Origin of the sequence: Stenoxybacter acetivorans DSM 19021 (genome assembly GCF_000745895.1) — a bacterium.
GTDB lineage: Bacteria > Pseudomonadota > Gammaproteobacteria > Burkholderiales > Neisseriaceae > Stenoxybacter > Stenoxybacter acetivorans.
In genome coordinates this window covers 1-15,479 of record NZ_JQKE01000065.1, presented here as the reverse complement: position 1 = coordinate 15,479, position 15,479 = coordinate 1, and the positions used below count along the sequence as shown (strand labels likewise).

Genomic DNA, 15,479 nt, shown 5'->3' with positions numbered 1-15,479 from the left:
ATCCTGAAGCGATACGCAAACCGATTTACACCACCAATGCGGTGGAAGAGGTACACCGTCAATTCCGCAAGCTGACCAAAACCAAAGGTGCGTTTCCCAATGAGGACAGTCTGCTAAAGCTTTTGTATGTCGGCATCAATAAGGCATCAGAAAAATGGACGATGCCCATACAGAATTGGGGGCAGACGGTCAGCCAACTTTCCATTTATTTCGAAGGAAGACTCGATGATATAATCAAACTGTAGGATTTAACACTGACACAGAATTTTGAACGCCCTCGCCAAATCAGAAACGCGGACATTTTCTTCTGTATAAAGCCGCCAAATTTCTTGACGCTGATACGGCAGTAAACGGGTTCTTTTATGAATGTTCATGACAGTACTACTGTAAACAACGCTGGGAATTCTTACACACTGTTAACCGCTTTGCCGATATTGACACAGCCATTGCGCTTAAATAAACGGTCTGTATTTACACTGCCATTTCCGATGTAAAAGCATCCGTATTCTTTTCAGGTAGCCTGAAAAGAATACGGGTGAACACAGCGTTCACCCGTTGTTTTAATCAACAATACCAAAATTGCTAATCAATGAAATTGATTCATGGTGTTGTCTTTACCCGATGCTTTCAATGCTGCTTCTCCTGCAAAGTATTCTTTGTGGTGATCGCCAATGTCTGAACCTGCCATATTTTGGTGTTTCACTGTGGCAATGCCTTGACGCAATTCTTCACGCTGTACGTTTTTCACATACGCCAACATGCCTTGTTCGGCAAAATAGCCTTTTGCCAGATTGTCGGTGGACAAAGCGGCGGTGTGGTAGGTCGGCAAGGTGATGAGGTGGTGGAAAATACCCGCATCGCGTGCTGCGTCTTTTTGGAAAGTACGAATTCTTTCGTCCGCTTCTTTTGCCAAATCGGTGCTGTCGTAATCAACGCTCATTAATTTATCGCGTGCATACGCGGATACGTCTTTGCCCGCTTCTTTCCACGCATCAAACACTTGCTGACGGAAGTTTAAAGTCCAGTTGAATGATGGGCTGTTGTTGTACACCAGCTTGGCATTCGGTACCACTTCGCGGATACGATCAACCATGCCTTTGATTTGTCCGATGTGCGGTTTTTCGGTTTCGATCCAAATCATGTCTGCGCCGTTTTGCAAGGAGGTAATGCAATCCAATACGCAGCGGTCTTCACCTGTGCCTTTGCGGAATTCAAACAAGTTGCTCGGCAAACGTTTCGGGCGCAATAATTTGCCTTCGCGTTTAATCACCACATCGCCGTTGCCCAATTGCGCTTCGCTGATTTCTTCGCAATCCAAGAAGCTGTTGTATAAATCACCCAAATCGCCCGGCTCTTTGGTTACGGCGATTTGTTTGGTTAAACCCGCGCCCAAAGAATCGGTGCGCGCCACAATCACGCCGTCGGTTACGCCCAATTCCAAAAATGCGTAGCGAACGGCATTGATTTTTGCCAAGAAATCAGCATGAGGCACGGTTACTTTGCCGTCTTGGTGTCCGCATTGTTTTTCGTCGGATACTTGGTTTTCAATTTGAATACAGCATGCGCCGGCTTCAATGAATTTTTTCGACAATAAATAGGTGGCTTCGGCATTGCCAAATCCGGCATCAATATCGGCAATAATCGGCACAACATGGGTTTCAAAATTGTCGATTTGGCTAATGATTTCTTGCTCTTTCGCTTTGTCGCCGGCTTCGCGGGCTTTATCCAACGCGGTAAACAATAAATCCAATTCACGGGCATCGGCTTGGCGCAAGAAAGTGTATAACTCTTCAATCAAATCAGACACCACGGTTTTTTCGTGCATGGATTGGTCGGGCAGCGGACCGAATTTGGAGCGCAGACCTGCTACCATCCAGCCGGATAAATACAAATAACGCTTGCTGGTGGTTTTCAGGTGTTTTTTAATGGCAATCAGCTTTTGCTGGCCAATAAAGCCGTGCCAGCAACCCAAAGATTGCGTGTATTCAGCCGGATTGGCATCGTATGCTGCCATGTCTTTGCGCATTACTGCGGCGGTGTATTTGGCAATGTCCAAACCGTTTTGAAAACGGTTTTGCACACGCATCCGCGCCACAGCTTCGGCATTGATGTCATGCCAACCTTTACCGGCTTCTTTGATTTCTGCGGCGGCTTTTTGAATTTCGTCTAAATATTTTGACATGTTGATAATCCTTTATTCCAGTGTTGCTGTCGTTTTTCTTAAAAAAGTACATCATAATTTGATGCAGTGCAGAAATGTAACTGCTTTTACGACGTTTTGCAAAAGATTTTTTTAAAATTATTTATTATTTTCATGTAATTGCATTTATGAAAACAAAATTTTCGTATCCTGTTAAACCACACCGAAAAACAGAAAATCACCACCTGCTTTTATCGATTTCGGACAAAACTGAAAAAATAAACAGATTGTTTTTTAATTTCCCGTTGTTTAACGGCACAGGCTGCCTGAAAATATTCGTTTCAGGCAGCCTGTGTTAATAAACGAAACAAATACAAAAAATTGCCAACACACGCTAATCTCGGTCTTGCCACGTTTTGCTGTGAATGGCTTTGCCGTTTTGATATTGCGTTTGGGTGCGCACTCGTCCGCTGGGATAGTAAACCGTGTAATTGCCGTCGTTCGGCACAGCATAAAATTCCTGCAATTGTGATTGTGTCAACAACATGGAATCCGTGCGTTTTTTCGCGCTGTCTTCATAAAAATCCTGTACCAAATACAAGCCGCCGCCGCGCCTTGCCAGCAGCTGCCGATAATAGCCGTCTTTTGTGGCTTGTTTTTGGGCGCGCCCGTTGCTGTCAAAAAACGCAACCACTTCTTCTTCAATGACATTGATGCCGCTGTTGTTTGTTCCGCCAATGGGAAATTGAACAGACGTGCCAAATCCAACATGGCTGCCGCCGCCTCCGATACCGATGGACACGCCCGCCGGTCCGCCAATGCCCAAGCCCACGCCGCAGGCACTCAAAAAAAGGCTGAGAAGCAAAGCCGTTAAATACCGAGAAAAATGAAACATGCCGCCCTCCTTGATAAGTAACACAATGATTGAATCTTAAAAGCAGAAAGAATGCCAACAACTTTACCTTGAAAAATAACACGGCAAAGGAAGCAGTCCTAAACCGCACATTATGCAAATATAATCTCCTGCCTGTACGCTCCGACATAATTCGGCGTTTGTGAACCGCTCTTCACTGCTCACAAACCACACGCCACGCGACATCTTGCCCTGAAAAGCGGGCAGCAAGAAAAAAATGATTAAGGTGCAGATTGTTATTATTTGTTTACTGCCGTTGTTTATTTTAGCTAAATTTTATTTACAAAAACAAAATAAAATGAAAAAATATAATTTGATATAAATCAAACAATATAATTTCATTAAAAAACAATTCAACAACAAAATCAAATAATTCCCTTTGCTAAAATGTGTGCCTCTTTCAGGTAATTCTGCTTGACAGAACAATAACAGCCGATTCAATTTAAAAATAACGGCTGTGTATTACACAGTGTGATTTGCACAATTGTATTTTAAAAACATAAAGATAATCATGAAGTCAACATTAAATAATAACACCACGTTCAAAGGTTTGAATATCAAAATAGCATTGTCTGAACAAAACAAATGGATTGAGAATTTACGTTCTTTGCGCGGTACTGAATTGGTTGAACTGGACGAAGATAAAATTGCAGACAGCAAAACTTCCGCAATAGGAAAATGGCTGTATGGTAAAGGCAAAGCGGTTAAACACACGAAAGAATACGCCGATTTGGCGGCAGCCAATGCTGAATTTCAACAATGTGTCAGCACCGTCATTCGTTATCAAAAAGAAAAATTATTTTTAAGTGCGATTGCCTTGATTAAGGAAGATTTGCCCAAATTGTCTGACGATGTCCGATACAAATTACAAGCGTTAACGAACAGCGAAAAATAAAATTCTGTTTTTCATTTGCCTAACCAAACAAACTTCCGCTTAAAACCGAACAGCACCTCAAATAAGGTGCTGTTTTTTATGGTGGTGTATTTGCATGGTGCTTATCATTTCTCACGCTTTTGCTTGCTGATCAGCCGTTAGTGCGCATGGCACTCTTTCAGGCGGAAACAATGGCAGCAGCCAAACCGCCAAGCAAGCCTTGGCAATCGCTTACTTTAATTCCGTTTACCGCCTAATGCACCAATTCAGATTGACGTTCGGTTTGCCAAAATTTTCGGCAATTCACCCATGTGCAAAATCACGGCATCTGCGCCGTATTCTCGAAAGGCATTGGCTGTGCGTCGTTGCTGCGCTTGCTGTTGTGCTGCGTTCAACGCGTTGTATTCCGATTCTGACAAACCCATTTCCGAACTGCCTTCCACAACGCCAACGGTATAAACCCCTGCGGCTTTTCCTTCTTGAATATCAGAAGCGGTATCGCCGATTTTCACCACCGCAGATACAGCAGATACGCCCAAGCGATGCATGGCAGCAAACAACATATAAGGATAGGGGCGGCCGAAACCATTAACATCATCGGCACAAAACCAGCAATCGGGCGCGTATCCTTGCGCCGCCGCTTCCGAAGCAACCACGTTCATCATGGCGCGGTTGTACCCCGTAGTCGAACCGATTTTGATGCCGCATTCACGCAGCCGCTGCACGGTTTCAAGCACATGCGGTTTGGGTGAAGTGTATTGCCGCAGAGTACGCATCAGTTTTTCTTCAAAATGCTGATACAGCTTATCAATGTCTTGATTGGTGTAACTGCGGTGATGCCGCTGCTGAAATTGTGCGGCAAGGCGCGGCATGGTGAGCATGGCGGCAATATGATCGCGCTTGGCATAGCCCATTGGTAGGCGGGTTTCTTCGGCAGTGGCGGTGATGCCGAAGTCGGCAAATGTGTCGATAAACGCTTGCACCGGTGCCATGCAACCATAATCAATGGTTGTGCCTGCCCAGTCAAAAATCACGGCTTCTGTTTGTTGATTCATTTTTTTCCTTTTTTCATTATGTTCTGTTTATTTCAGGTAGCCTGATAACAAAACAATTGCCGTGCGGCATAAAAATAATGCGGCAATCTATTTTTTTCGGTATTCATGATTTCAATTTATACCTTGTGTTTATTGCTGAATACTCGCTAAATAATCACCAATGGCTTGGCATACTTTTTCGATGTCCGATTCAAAGATTTCACCAATATTGCCGATGCGGAAAGTATCTGCATCGGTGAGTTTGCCCGGGTAAAGCGCATAGCCGCGCTGTTTAACATATTGATACATATCGGCAAAACAAAACGCAGGATTATCGGGAAATAGAAAAGTAGTGATAAACGGTGATTGCCGCAAATGATCAATATAGGCATGAACACCCAATGCGGCGAGTTTTTCACGCAGCAGGCAATTATTTTGCAGATAACGCAAATAACGCCCATTGACACCGCCTTCTTGTTCCAATTCGCATAATGCTTGAGCAAATGCCAATACGGTGTGCGTGGGTGAGGTAAACCGCCATTTGCCGTCTTTTTGCATGGCTTGCCATTGGTCGAACAAATCCAAAGACAAGGTGCGGGCACGGCCTTGGGTTTCCTGTAAACGGGCGGTTTTTGCCAATACAAATGCAAAACCGGGAACGCCCTGAATACATTTATTGGCACTGCTGATTAAAAAATCAATGTGCCAATCGGCAATCGGAATGGCGATGCCGCCAAAACTGCTCATGGCATCAACAATAAAAATTTTTCCGTATTCTGCGGCGATTTCACCGACAGCGGCAATGTCGTTGAGTATGCCGGTAGTGGTTTCGCAATGCACCATAATAATGTGGCTGATATTGGGGTGCTCATTTAGGTGGGTATGAATAGCGGTCTTGCAAAACGTGCGGTTGTACGTTTCGTCATAGCGAATATGCGGCACATCGGCGCGGGCCAGCATAGCGGCAATGCGTTCACCATACGCGCCATTAATCAAAACCAATGCTTGATGCTGCGGGGTGAGTGTGCTGCTGATAACGGCTTCAACGGCAAAACTGCCCGAGCCTTGCATCAGAACAGCGGTATAGTTTGGTTCGGCAACTTCACCCAGCCGAAGCAAAGCGGCGCGAATGTCTTGGGTGATGTGTTTGTAGTCATCGTCCCAAGTACAATGATCGGTGAGCATGGCTTGCTTGACGGTGGCACTGGTGGTCAAAGGACCCGGGGTAAGCAGTTTGTAATCGGGCATAATGAATTCCGTGTTTGCTTGAAAGGTTTGCTTGAGGTTATCGGTATTGGTTTACTGCATTTTTAAGCGTGTGAATCTTATTTGCCTGTTGTCAAAATAACATCGAGCAGCACGCTATGATTGCTGATTGCGGTGCGGTGTCGGCAAATACCAAAGACTGCCCGATTCACCTATTTTCAGGCAGCCTGAATATCCGGCTTTAATGCTTAGTATTTATTGTGAAAAAAGGCTTTGTGCTGTTCCAGTAATTCGGTCGTTAAAGGTTGACTGAATGTTTCTGGATACGCCGAGCGATTGGCATTGTCTGTACTTTCGCCCGCATAAATCGGGTTTGGATAAACATTCAATAATTCCGTACGGCCGTCCCGAATAATTGCTTCTGCCATTTTCATGGCGTTCGGATTGGTTTTACCGCCTTTATCCACCACAGCCAATGATTCGGTTAAGGCAAAATTACCTTCAATCGGATCAACAAAATCAATCGGCAAACCTTTCGCTTTGTCAGCAACGGCTTGATGACGCAAGCCAAAGCCCACTGCCACCTCACCTGCACGAACTTTTTTCAACGGCGCAGAACCGGATTGTTCCACATGATTACCGGCGTTTTCGATAATGGTATTGATAACTGCTTTGCCTTCATCGCCATCGCCATAAGCACTGACCACATCTTGAACCAGCAGCCAAGCCGTGGAAGAACCGTTGGGGTCGATAATGGACAATTTGCCGCGGTAAACGGGTTTCGCCAAATCTTTAATGCTCTGCGGCATCGGTAGCTTTTCATCGGCAAGCATTTTGGTGTTCACGATAATCGCACCTTCTTGGCTGGTAATCGGTGCGGCAAAACCCGAATGCGGGTTGATGGTTTCAATCGGGAAAGCCAATTCTTGAAACATCTGGTTTTTGGCTTGAGCCGAGTCCAAATAATAAGAACTCATGGTAACCAAATCGGCTTCAATGTTTTTGCCCTCTGCCAACAGCTTGCCGCCCAATTCAGATGTGCCGAATGTTTGCACAATATATTGTTTGTCAAAACCATTTTTGTTCAGCGCGTTTTCCATGGCTTTCACCGCTTCCTCGTCGGCATTGGTGTAAATCACCAGCAGTTTACCCGTATCCGCACCCGCGCTGCTTGTTTGTGCCGCATTGGGTTCATCGCCGCCGCAGGCTGCCAAGCCGGCGATACAAATCAATGACAATAAAGATGAAAAGCGAAAAGAAGACATGAGAATTTCCTTATGATGAATTAAAAAACAAAGACTGCCGATTGGGTACAACTTCTTTTAAAAAATTAACTGTCTGTGCGATAACGGCTTTTTATTTCTGCGGTGCAACCAAACAGGCTGCCTGAAAAACAGTAATGTCTTATTGTTGCGGCAACTTGAACTATTTTTTCAGGCAGCCTAAATAGATGTCGGTATCTGCCGCCGCTGCCGCCAATAACGCCACCCGCCCAACAATGCCAAAACCAACAAATTAGTGAGCATAATCATGGCAGAGAGCACAAAAATTTCATCAAACTTACCGAAATGCTGTAATTCCTTAATCTTGCCGGTCAGCACCATGCTGTGTGCGCCAGCCAAGAAAATCACCGCGCTAACCGTTACCATGGCATTGACAAAATAATAGGCAAACATTTCCAAAAGCGTTGGCAAGGCATTGGGTAAAATCACACGGCGCAGCGTTTTCAGCCATGAATCGCCCATTAATGCCGCTGTGGCTTCCCAGCCTTGATTCATTTTTTCCAGCGCGTTTTTGCTCATTAAATAAGGCGTGGCAAAATAGTGCGCGATATTACACACCACAATAATCATCAACGTATTGGCAATCAGGCTGCCTGAAAACAACATCAGATAAGCAATACCCAAAACCATACCCGGAATGGTGTTTGATGCCAGAGCCGCCGCTTCAATGCCGATTTTTCCGGCACGCGGCAATGCCATGCGTTCGCGCAGCAGTGCGGCACTGAAAGACAACACCGTACCGGCAAGCGCAGTAAACAAAGCCGCCCACAGCGTGTTGCGATATACCGCCGTTAAATTCGGCGTGGTCAAAACGTCCCAAACCGTGAACGTGGAAAACGACAATACATAAGGCCAGCTTTGCACCCAAGGCACAATCAAAATCACCGCAAACGGGCTTAATATTGCCAGCACCAGCATCGCCGATACCGCACCCCACGCATAATCCGCCCACACACAGCGCGGCAAAACCGTGGTTTGCGTGTGCGGCATGGCAGCATTAAACCGCGACAACCAAGACAACATCGCAACACTGACCACAGCAGGCAGCAGCATTGACAACGCCGCCACGGCACCGCGCCCGAAAGAAGGCGACGACCCCAGCATTTCCGTATAAAGTCGTATGGCAACCACTTCATACTTGCCGCCGATAGATGCAGGAATACCAAAATCGGTGAACGACAGAAAAAAACACTGAATAAACGCGGCGGCAAGTGTGCCGACGAGCGGCTGCAATACGGTTGTGCCAAATCGCCGCCATGCGGAATCACCCATCAGCAGCGATACCAACACACATTTTTTATCCAGATAATGGAAAGTATTGCTGAGCAGCAAAAACGCCGTCGGCAAGGTGTATAAGGTGTAGCCCAACCACAAGCCTTTAAATCCGTATAAATCGCTGAATATTTGTGTGTGCAGAATTTGAGTAAGCAACCCTTGCTTGCCGAAAGTGTAAATAATGGCAAACCCATAGGTAATGGTGGGCAGCAGCATCGGAAACAACATGCCAAAACGCAAACCTTGTTTGAATGGTTTGGGCAAAGCGGTGCGATGAATGGCGTAGGCAGGCAAAAATGCCAGCACAGTGGCACTCAATGCACTCAGCGCGGCAATATTCAGGCTGTTGAACCACGCTTGCCGAAATTTTTCGTCGCCGATGATTTGTCTGTAGTGGCTGCCTGAAAACTGCCCGTTTTCCTGCCACGATTCCGTCAGCAGCTGTAGCATGGGTAAACACAGGAACATCAAAAACCACAGCGCCAACACTACAAACAGCCATTTGCCCGCTTTGGGGTTAAGCCGCATCGCGTACCCCAAACAAATTTAAAATACTGTTGCGTTTGGTATGCAGCTGTTTGACGATGAATTCACGCACAAAATCATCGGCAGGCGTGCGTACAATGGTTTGCGGCGGCGCGTATTGAGCAACCCGTCCGTGATTAAGCAGCAATACTTTGTCCGACATGGTCATCGCTTCTTCCGGATCGTGGGTAACAATCAGCGTGGTGAGTTTGTATTTCTGCGCAATCAATTTAATGCGCTCTTTTACCGATTCTTTAATCACGCTGTCCAACGCGCTTAAGGGCTCGTCCAACAACAAAACCCGCGGTTTCATTACCAAAGTACGCGCCAGTGCCACGCGCTGCTTTTGTCCGCCAGATAACTGATCAATGCGTTTATGTAAATGCGCGGTTAAATCCAACAATCCCACCAATTCGTCCAGCTCTGCCGCCGTGGCACGATTGGGAAAATTTTTTAAACCGTATTCGATATTTCGCCGGGTATTGAGATTGTGAAACAAGGCGTAATCCTGAAACACAATATTAAAGCCGCGCTTTTGCATCGGCATATCGGTAATGTCTTCGCCATGAAGCAATAAACGCCCGGAATCGGCTTTTACCAGCCCCAAGATAATATTGAGCAGCGTGGTTTTACCGCAGCCGGAAGGTCCCAGCACCGAAACGGTTTCACCTTCGCCGATGTCCAAAGAAACATCATCTAAAACCGTGTGGTGATGATAGCGTTTGCTGATGTGTTGCAAGGAAAGCATAAAAACGAACCATGTTTGGATACACGGCAAAAGATAACAGAATGATATGACATTTTTTTGAAATAAATATGACCGTGCAATGACAACCATTGGCAGCGGTTTTATTGATGCTGATTTTGTTGTTGTTGCTTGTACCAGCCGCTGTTTGAACGGCAACGCCTTTAATTCACCGAGTTCTACGGCGGCAGTGATGGTAATGGTTTCGCTGACAAGTCAAACGATGTTGCTGGTTAATTGCGCCACTTGTGCGGCACTTAAGGCGATGCCGGGGGTGAGGTTAAATTGCTTGGCAACGGTGGCACCGTTGTCCATTAAGGCTTTAAACTGTTCTTCGTCGTTTTGATAGCCTGCCAAACGGCGGTAACCGGTTTGGTTGACGATTTGCTCGTTGATGAGGCGTTGTTCATAAAAGGCGTCGCCTATGCGTTTTTGTGCCTGCTGCGGGTCTAGCTGCAGTTGCTGCAGCATGTAGTCGCTGCCCAGCCAACGTTTGTTGTTGGTGAATTTCGGGTCGGTCTCAACCAGATAGCCGCCGGGTTGGGGGTTGATGTGGTAGAGGCTGTTGTTGGGCAATACGGTTTTGCCGTTCACGGTTCTTGTGGTGGCTAAAAAAGTTGTGTTGCGGGCTTGTTGTGCTTGGTGTTGGCTTTGATAAGAATGAACGTACGCATCGGTCAGGCTGCCTGAAAAATTAGGTAGATTTTTCAGGCAGCCTGTGGTGGCATATGCACAATGGTTACTTGTTAATATAAAAAGTAACCATAAACCCAAAGAATAAATCTTCATATTGCTACTTATTATTTATATTTTCCCTATTAAATTCTGGTTTTTGATTTTCCAATAAACTATCTGTAGTATATACTTTAATTTGTTACGGTCTCGGTTTCTGTCCGTATCGTTTCGGTTTTTGTCCGTATTGTCCGTATCCTTTTCTCTCCATACATTCAGCTCTCTTCTGATCAAACATATCCGCCCACTTTTGATATTCTTCAGAATTCCAATATTCAAAAGTAGCCATCACCGGATAGACAGCATTCTTATCTTCCGGGCGTGGATATTCTTTCTCAACCTCTCTAAAACATTCAGAATAAGCCACAACTGCCTGATCAATTGGTCTGGACGAACAGCCCCAACAAGCAACAAAGCATAACAAATAAAGTGATAATCTGCTAATGAGCTGTTTCATTATATTTCACTCCTTCTTTACCATTATTTTGGTGTTATTACTTTAATGACTGTTGGGTTTTTGTTAAATTCTTCAAAATATGGATTCAAAACAGGGGAATCCACTCTGTTGCCATTTTTATCAATATATTGACCTTTTCCATTAACTAAGTATTTAGCAGGCGCTTCTGCAAAATAATCGTCATCAGAAATCAGAAAGCCCATACATCCTGTTAAATTAAAGCACAGTAAACCAAAAAGTAAAATATTATTAAACTGTTTCATTTTATCAGTATCCTTTTCTTTTCATGCACTCAGATTCTTTTTGACCAAATGCATTTGACCAACCGTCATATCCTTTAGAATCACGAAAATCACCTATAGTTTTTGGAGGAAGTGGGTATGCTTTCAGAGCTTCTGCTGAACATTCATCATAAGCTTTAGCTTTAGCCGGAAATGGTCTCCATCCATCATTATTCCAAAACCGCGTTACTGTATCCATGCAACCCGTTAAATTAAAAAATAATAAGCCAATAAACCATACATTAATAAGCTGTTTCATTGTATTGCGTTCCTTATTTGTTATTATTAGGAATAATTAATTTAGGAATTGACAGATTTACAAAATCTTGATTATCGGTATCCTTTTCTTCCCATGCAGTTAGCTACTTCTTGAATATATAATGCCAGCCAAGCTTGATGCTCTCTATGCAATTGAGGATCAGGGTTAGTATATATATCTTTTGGTTCTGATGAACCGAGTTTTTGACGGGCTTCATCCATACATTCACTATAAGCCTTATCTTTAGCCGGAAATGGTCTCCATCCATCATTATTCCAAAATCTTATTAAAGAACTCATGCAACCTGATAAATTAAAGCACAATAAACAGAGGATCAATATTTTAATAAACAGTTTCATTATATTGCGTTCCTTATTTGTTGTCATTAGGAATGACTAATGTAGGAATTGACAGATTTGCAAAATCTTGATTATCGGTATCCTTTTCTTTCCATGCAGTTAGCTACTTCTTGATTATGTAATGCCAGCCAGGCTTGATGCTCTCTGTGCAATTGAGGATCAGGGTTAGTATATATATTTTTTGGTTCTGATGAATCGAGTTTTTGATTGGCTTCATCTATACATTCAGCAAAAGCCTTATGTTCAGCTTTAGATATATAAGGCCCTCCATTCCAAAGCCGTGTTACCGTATCCATACAACTTGCCAAGCTAAAATACAGTAGGCAAAGGAGTAGTATTTTAGTAAATAGTTTCATTGTATTGAACTCCTTTTGTACTATTATTTAGGAACTATCAATTTAGGAATTGACGGATTTATTGAAGATTTATCACCGCCTGTCCAAATATTTTTAAAATCTTCATAATAAGGATTATCAACAGGCTTATCTACTCTATTGCCATTGACATCAATATAATTTCCTTTCTCATCAAATAAATATTTATCAGGTCTTTCCATATAATAACTGCTGTGTGAATAACAGAACCAGCAACTGCCGCCGGTGCTTTCATTGCCACCCAAAAGCAACGAAGGACGACCCACAAAATCGGATTGATGCACTGCGGAAGAAGCCTTGCTCTTGTATTCTTCACCATTGATATTATAGGTAAAGCCATTTTGTTCCAATTGCTGAACGTAAGCGGGAACATAAGTTGCTGTGCCGTAAAAGCGTGAATCACGAATAGGAATGTCTGTTAAGCCATGTTGGTTGGCATATTGCAAGGCAACGCTTGCGGTTAGACCGCCTCGGCTGTGATTATTCAAATCCAAAAGGTAGTCATACTGTTTGGCATATTGATAAATCATCACATTGGCTTTTTCTGCATTGGTTAATGGCAAATGTGCGCCTGTTACATCGTTTAATTTATCATAAAAAGCATAAACCAGCTCTGATACATAATTAGAAGTAGGCAGGTTATAAACAGCATAAACACCGTCTGCATTGGTTTCATGAGTATTTTGTTTAATGGCGTTTTTCAGAGCGTCATTCAGCGGATTTAATATTCCCGGATTTGAAATGGTGACAACACCGGTTGTTTCTCCGGGTTTAATGTCGCTGAGGTTAAATATTTGACGCTTATCACCAATTTCGGCGAACGGGCTGTCTTCATCAATGGTACGGAGTGTTTTCCCGTCAAAGTATAATTAATTACACAATCCCGTCGGTTTAAGTTTTCTTGTACACTTGGTATAATCATGAAATATATAATCTTTAGACTCCATGCAATTAACTATTTTCCAATAACGTTCAGTAATTTGAGCATCAGTTAATCCCTCATATGCGGTATTGAGATCTAAAGTCCCACCAAACATTTGTTTAACACCACATGCTCGTAGATCTATTTCTCTTTGTACGGTATCTGTATGTCCGATAGTATCCTTTTTTTGAATTCCCTGAATAACTTTATATCCGTTATAGACATCATCTTTAAAACAGGTAACCTGTTGAGGGGTGTAAAAGCAACCATCATACCAATAACATGATGCTAATAAAAATACAGAACTGAATAAAATAATATTTTTCATTTTTATTTTCCCAATTGTAAGATTAGTTGCATCACATCAGAAGAAATTAAATCTGACAAAGCAAATGGAGCAGAAACAGGAAGTGCTACTACTGTAGTAATATTTGATGCTATATTCTCAAATGTACTTCTGCCTCTAGAAGTATTACCGTCTGTACCGTAGAAGCCCGGTACTTGACCGCCTAAATAATCATGTGTTCCTGAGAATGATTCAATTAGTTTATCAGAGAAACTGCCGGGTTTATAAGAAATGGTTATGCCACCAGGTAAATACCAGCCACCTTCAATTGGTTGGAAGCCGCCCGTTAGACCATATAAACCACCGGAAATGGTTTTATCTTTAAGGACATCTTGGTAGGTTGGATATTCTTTAGTAGGTTTGAAAATATAATTACCATTGTTGTCTTTTAATAATATGGTGCTGTCATTTTCTGCCGTTCTACATCGGCTATTATCCTCACCACAAATTTTATCCAAGCCAACCCGAACACCGCCCAGTTTCACTCCGTCAAAAGAGCCGCTGTCATAAGAAACATTATTTACCACTGTTCCTTTATCATCAATAACAATTCCGGGCGATTGTCTTGAGTTTGCCAAACTCTCTTCACGCATTTTTGTTGCAGCAACCTGCAAAGTCCCTTGCGTAACCGCAGCCGTTGGGTCTGCTGTTATCATGCCCACTAAGGTTTCTAAAAACCGTTTTTGGTATTGAAGTTTATAAATTTCTTCATATAACGCGGTTTTTTCTTCTTCGTTTGTTGTCGCTTTGATTTTTTCACGCAATTCTTTTTGTTTCGGTAAAGTGTAGGCATCTATCATGCTTTGTGCGGTTGAACCGAATTTTTGAGTAACCTCTACTTGCAGATTTAATTCTGCCAATACTTTGTTTCTATCAAAGTTATTTTTCAGGTAGCCTGTGTGTTGGGCATAATCCTCAGTACTGATGTCGGTTTTAATCGCTAGCTTGATTTCTTCGGCGGTTTTACCGGTTAACTCCTGTTGTTTTGCTTCATCGGTGATGACGATATTGGCGGTGTTAATCCCACTTTGAGTAATAGAACTGGTGTGCCCGCTGTCGCTGCCAAAGCCAATACTTCTCGACGTTTCCACCGATTCTTTGCCTTCGGTGCGTACAGTGGTGGTGTTGCCGTTGGCATCGGAGACTTCATGGGTGGCACTGCTTTGATTGGCAGCATATTCACCCAAGCCCATATCGGTATTAAAGCCACCGCTGCCGCTGATACCGAAACTTTCACCTTCGTAATCGGCATGATTCTGAATATCGCTGAAGGTAAGGCTGCCGGTGCTCAGCTGGTTTTTATTGTTCTCTTCTGCGCTCTGCGCCGAGGTAATTAACGCGCCTTTTAAGTCGGTGTTGCCTTTGACGTTGATTTGATAGCCGTCTTCACCCGCAAAGATGCCGCTTTGCTCATTAACGGAAGCATAGTCGGCTTTGATTTTGCTTTGGCTGTAGCTCGCACTTGCCGATGCGCCATAGCCGACGGTAACTTGTCCGCTCATGTTTTGCTGTTTGCCTTCAAACGTCGCGGTGTCTTGCAAGCTGGCGATATTCAGTTCAGTCGCATCCAGCTGTACGCCTTTGCCGATGATTTGCCCGCCGATGATGTTGGTTGCACCGCCGCTTTGCAGGGTGGTTTGGCTGCCTGAATCACCGATGTGGCTGCTTCGGTAGCTGGTTTCATCGCCGTTGCCATACCCTTTGCCCATATTGCCGCCGGCGGTGATGCCGAAGGCAGGACCGCTTTGTCCGTA

General features: G+C 43.9%; 18 protein-coding genes and 1 pseudogene. 2 read left to right on the top strand and 17 right to left on the bottom strand.

Going from position 1 to position 15,479, the window contains the following annotated elements:
* On the top strand, positions 1–245 hold a 245-nt coding region (locus Q384_RS09115; RefSeq protein ID WP_169740855.1), incomplete at its 5' end, for a transposase.
* 3 nt (positions 246–248) lie between these two features.
* On the opposite strand, the gene Q384_RS14365 is transcribed toward Q384_RS09115, so the two are convergent.
* The 3 genes from Q384_RS14365 to Q384_RS09105 form a co-directional block, all read right to left on the bottom strand.
* Positions 249–374, bottom strand: coding sequence for a hypothetical protein (locus Q384_RS14365; RefSeq protein WP_281174536.1), 126 nt, complete (start codon positions 372–374; stop codon positions 249–251).
* 212 nt (positions 375–586) lie between these two features.
* Positions 587–2,182: an isocitrate lyase gene (locus Q384_RS09110; protein WP_037587315.1), complete on the bottom strand. Its 1,596-nt coding sequence runs from the start codon at positions 2,180–2,182 to the stop codon at positions 587–589.
* Positions 2,183–2,534: 352 nt separating this feature from the next.
* Positions 2,535–3,035, bottom strand: coding sequence for a hypothetical protein (locus tag Q384_RS09105; RefSeq protein WP_037587314.1), 501 nt, complete (start codon positions 3,033–3,035; stop codon positions 2,535–2,537).
* A gap of 529 nt (positions 3,036–3,564) precedes the next feature.
* Between Q384_RS09105 and Q384_RS09100 the strand changes: the two genes are divergently transcribed.
* On the top strand, positions 3,565–3,948 hold the full coding sequence (locus Q384_RS09100) for a CZB domain-containing protein (RefSeq protein WP_037587313.1): 384 nt from the start codon (positions 3,565–3,567) through the stop codon (positions 3,946–3,948).
* Between the two features lie 245 nt (positions 3,949–4,193).
* Here the strand turns inward: Q384_RS09100 and phnX are convergent, their stop codons facing one another.
* The 14 genes and pseudogenes from phnX to Q384_RS09035 all read right to left on the bottom strand — a co-directional run.
* Positions 4,194–4,982 (bottom strand): phosphonoacetaldehyde hydrolase, encoded by a 789-nt coding sequence (phnX, locus tag Q384_RS09095; RefSeq protein WP_037587311.1) that lies wholly within the window; start codon positions 4,980–4,982, stop codon positions 4,194–4,196.
* Positions 4,983–5,111: 129 nt separating this feature from the next.
* Positions 5,112–6,209: a 2-aminoethylphosphonate--pyruvate transaminase gene (gene phnW / locus Q384_RS09090; RefSeq protein ID WP_037587310.1), complete on the bottom strand. Its 1,098-nt coding sequence runs from the start codon at positions 6,207–6,209 to the stop codon at positions 5,112–5,114.
* Positions 6,210–6,415: 206 nt separating this feature from the next.
* A complete protein-coding gene (locus Q384_RS09085) occupies positions 6,416–7,432 on the bottom strand; it encodes an extracellular solute-binding protein (protein WP_084224454.1) in 1,017 nt (338 codons plus the stop codon).
* 177 nt (positions 7,433–7,609) lie between these two features.
* Positions 7,610–9,253: an ABC transporter permease subunit gene (locus Q384_RS09080; RefSeq protein WP_037587309.1), complete on the bottom strand. Its 1,644-nt coding sequence runs from the start codon at positions 9,251–9,253 to the stop codon at positions 7,610–7,612.
* On the bottom strand, positions 9,243–9,998 hold the full coding sequence (locus Q384_RS09075; protein ID WP_037587317.1) for an ABC transporter ATP-binding protein: 756 nt from the start codon (positions 9,996–9,998) through the stop codon (positions 9,243–9,245). The genes Q384_RS09080 and Q384_RS09075 overlap by 11 nt, the downstream gene beginning before the upstream one ends.
* 216 nt (positions 9,999–10,214) lie before the next feature.
* Positions 10,215–10,586, bottom strand: a pseudogene (locus Q384_RS13365) (beta strand repeat-containing protein); the annotation flags it as partial.
* A 283-nt stretch (positions 10,587–10,869) separates the two neighbouring features.
* Positions 10,870–11,184, bottom strand: a complete 315-nt coding sequence (locus tag Q384_RS09065) for a hypothetical protein (protein WP_037587307.1) — start codon at positions 11,182–11,184, stop codon at positions 10,870–10,872.
* Between the two features lie 23 nt (positions 11,185–11,207).
* Positions 11,208–11,447 carry a hypothetical protein gene (locus Q384_RS09060; RefSeq protein WP_037587306.1) on the bottom strand — a complete coding sequence of 80 codons (240 nt, stop codon included), beginning with the start codon at positions 11,445–11,447 and terminating at the stop codon, positions 11,208–11,210.
* A gap of 4 nt (positions 11,448–11,451) precedes the next feature.
* Complete coding sequence (locus Q384_RS09055; RefSeq protein WP_037587305.1) at positions 11,452–11,724, bottom strand: hypothetical protein; 273 nt, start codon at positions 11,722–11,724, stop codon at positions 11,452–11,454.
* Between the two features lie 71 nt (positions 11,725–11,795).
* The gene (locus tag Q384_RS13360; RefSeq protein ID WP_156956522.1) at positions 11,796–12,083 is read right to left on the bottom strand and encodes a hypothetical protein; all 288 of its coding nucleotides are present in this window, start codon (positions 12,081–12,083) and stop codon (positions 11,796–11,798) included.
* A gap of 71 nt (positions 12,084–12,154) precedes the next feature.
* On the bottom strand, positions 12,155–12,439 hold the full coding sequence (locus tag Q384_RS09050; protein WP_037587304.1) for a hypothetical protein: 285 nt from the start codon (positions 12,437–12,439) through the stop codon (positions 12,155–12,157).
* Positions 12,440–12,462: 23 nt separating this feature from the next.
* On the bottom strand, positions 12,463–13,020 hold the full coding sequence (locus tag Q384_RS09045; protein ID WP_051940809.1) for a hypothetical protein: 558 nt from the start codon (positions 13,018–13,020) through the stop codon (positions 12,463–12,465).
* Between the two features lie 306 nt (positions 13,021–13,326).
* Complete coding sequence (locus Q384_RS09040) at positions 13,327–13,707, bottom strand: hypothetical protein (protein ID WP_051940806.1); 381 nt, start codon at positions 13,705–13,707, stop codon at positions 13,327–13,329.
* Between the two features lie 2 nt (positions 13,708–13,709).
* Positions 13,710–15,479, bottom strand: a 1,770-nt coding sequence (locus Q384_RS09035) for a hemagglutinin repeat-containing protein (protein WP_037587303.1), incomplete at its 5' end; no start/stop codon positions are given.

Excerpts from the sequence above, each read along its gene's own strand:
- Q384_RS14365 (WP_281174536.1), bottom strand. The coding sequence starts at position 374 with ATGAACATTCATAAAAGAACCCGTTTACTGCCGTATCAGCGTCAAGAA.
- Q384_RS13360 (WP_156956522.1), bottom strand. The coding sequence starts at position 12,083 with ATGAAACTGTTTATTAAAATATTGATCCTCTGTTTATTGTGCTTTAAT.
- Q384_RS09040 (WP_051940806.1), bottom strand. The coding sequence starts at position 13,707 with ATGAAAAATATTATTTTATTCAGTTCTGTATTTTTATTAGCATCATGT.
- phnX (WP_037587311.1), bottom strand. The coding sequence starts at position 4,982 with ATGAATCAACAAACAGAAGCCGTGATTTTTGACTGGGCAGGCACAACC.
- Q384_RS09050 (WP_037587304.1), bottom strand. The coding sequence starts at position 12,439 with ATGAAACTATTTACTAAAATACTACTCCTTTGCCTACTGTATTTTAGC.
- phnW (WP_037587310.1), bottom strand. The coding sequence starts at position 6,209 with ATGCCCGATTACAAACTGCTTACCCCGGGTCCTTTGACCACCAGTGCC.
- Q384_RS09055 (WP_037587305.1), bottom strand. The coding sequence starts at position 11,724 with ATGAAACAGCTTATTAATGTATGGTTTATTGGCTTATTATTTTTTAAT.
- Q384_RS09075 (WP_037587317.1), bottom strand. The coding sequence starts at position 9,998 with ATGCTTTCCTTGCAACACATCAGCAAACGCTATCATCACCACACGGTT.
- Q384_RS09100 (WP_037587313.1), top strand. The coding sequence starts at position 3,565 with ATGAAGTCAACATTAAATAATAACACCACGTTCAAAGGTTTGAATATC.
- Q384_RS09085 (WP_084224454.1), bottom strand. The coding sequence starts at position 7,432 with ATGTCTTCTTTTCGCTTTTCATCTTTATTGTCATTGATTTGTATCGCC.
- Q384_RS09080 (WP_037587309.1), bottom strand. The coding sequence starts at position 9,253 with ATGCGGCTTAACCCCAAAGCGGGCAAATGGCTGTTTGTAGTGTTGGCG.
- Q384_RS09105 (WP_037587314.1), bottom strand. The coding sequence starts at position 3,035 with ATGTTTCATTTTTCTCGGTATTTAACGGCTTTGCTTCTCAGCCTTTTT.
- Q384_RS09065 (WP_037587307.1), bottom strand. The coding sequence starts at position 11,184 with ATGAAACAGCTCATTAGCAGATTATCACTTTATTTGTTATGCTTTGTT.
- Q384_RS09110 (WP_037587315.1), bottom strand. The coding sequence starts at position 2,182 with ATGTCAAAATATTTAGACGAAATTCAAAAAGCCGCCGCAGAAATCAAA.
- Q384_RS09060 (WP_037587306.1), bottom strand. The coding sequence starts at position 11,447 with ATGAAACAGTTTAATAATATTTTACTTTTTGGTTTACTGTGCTTTAAT.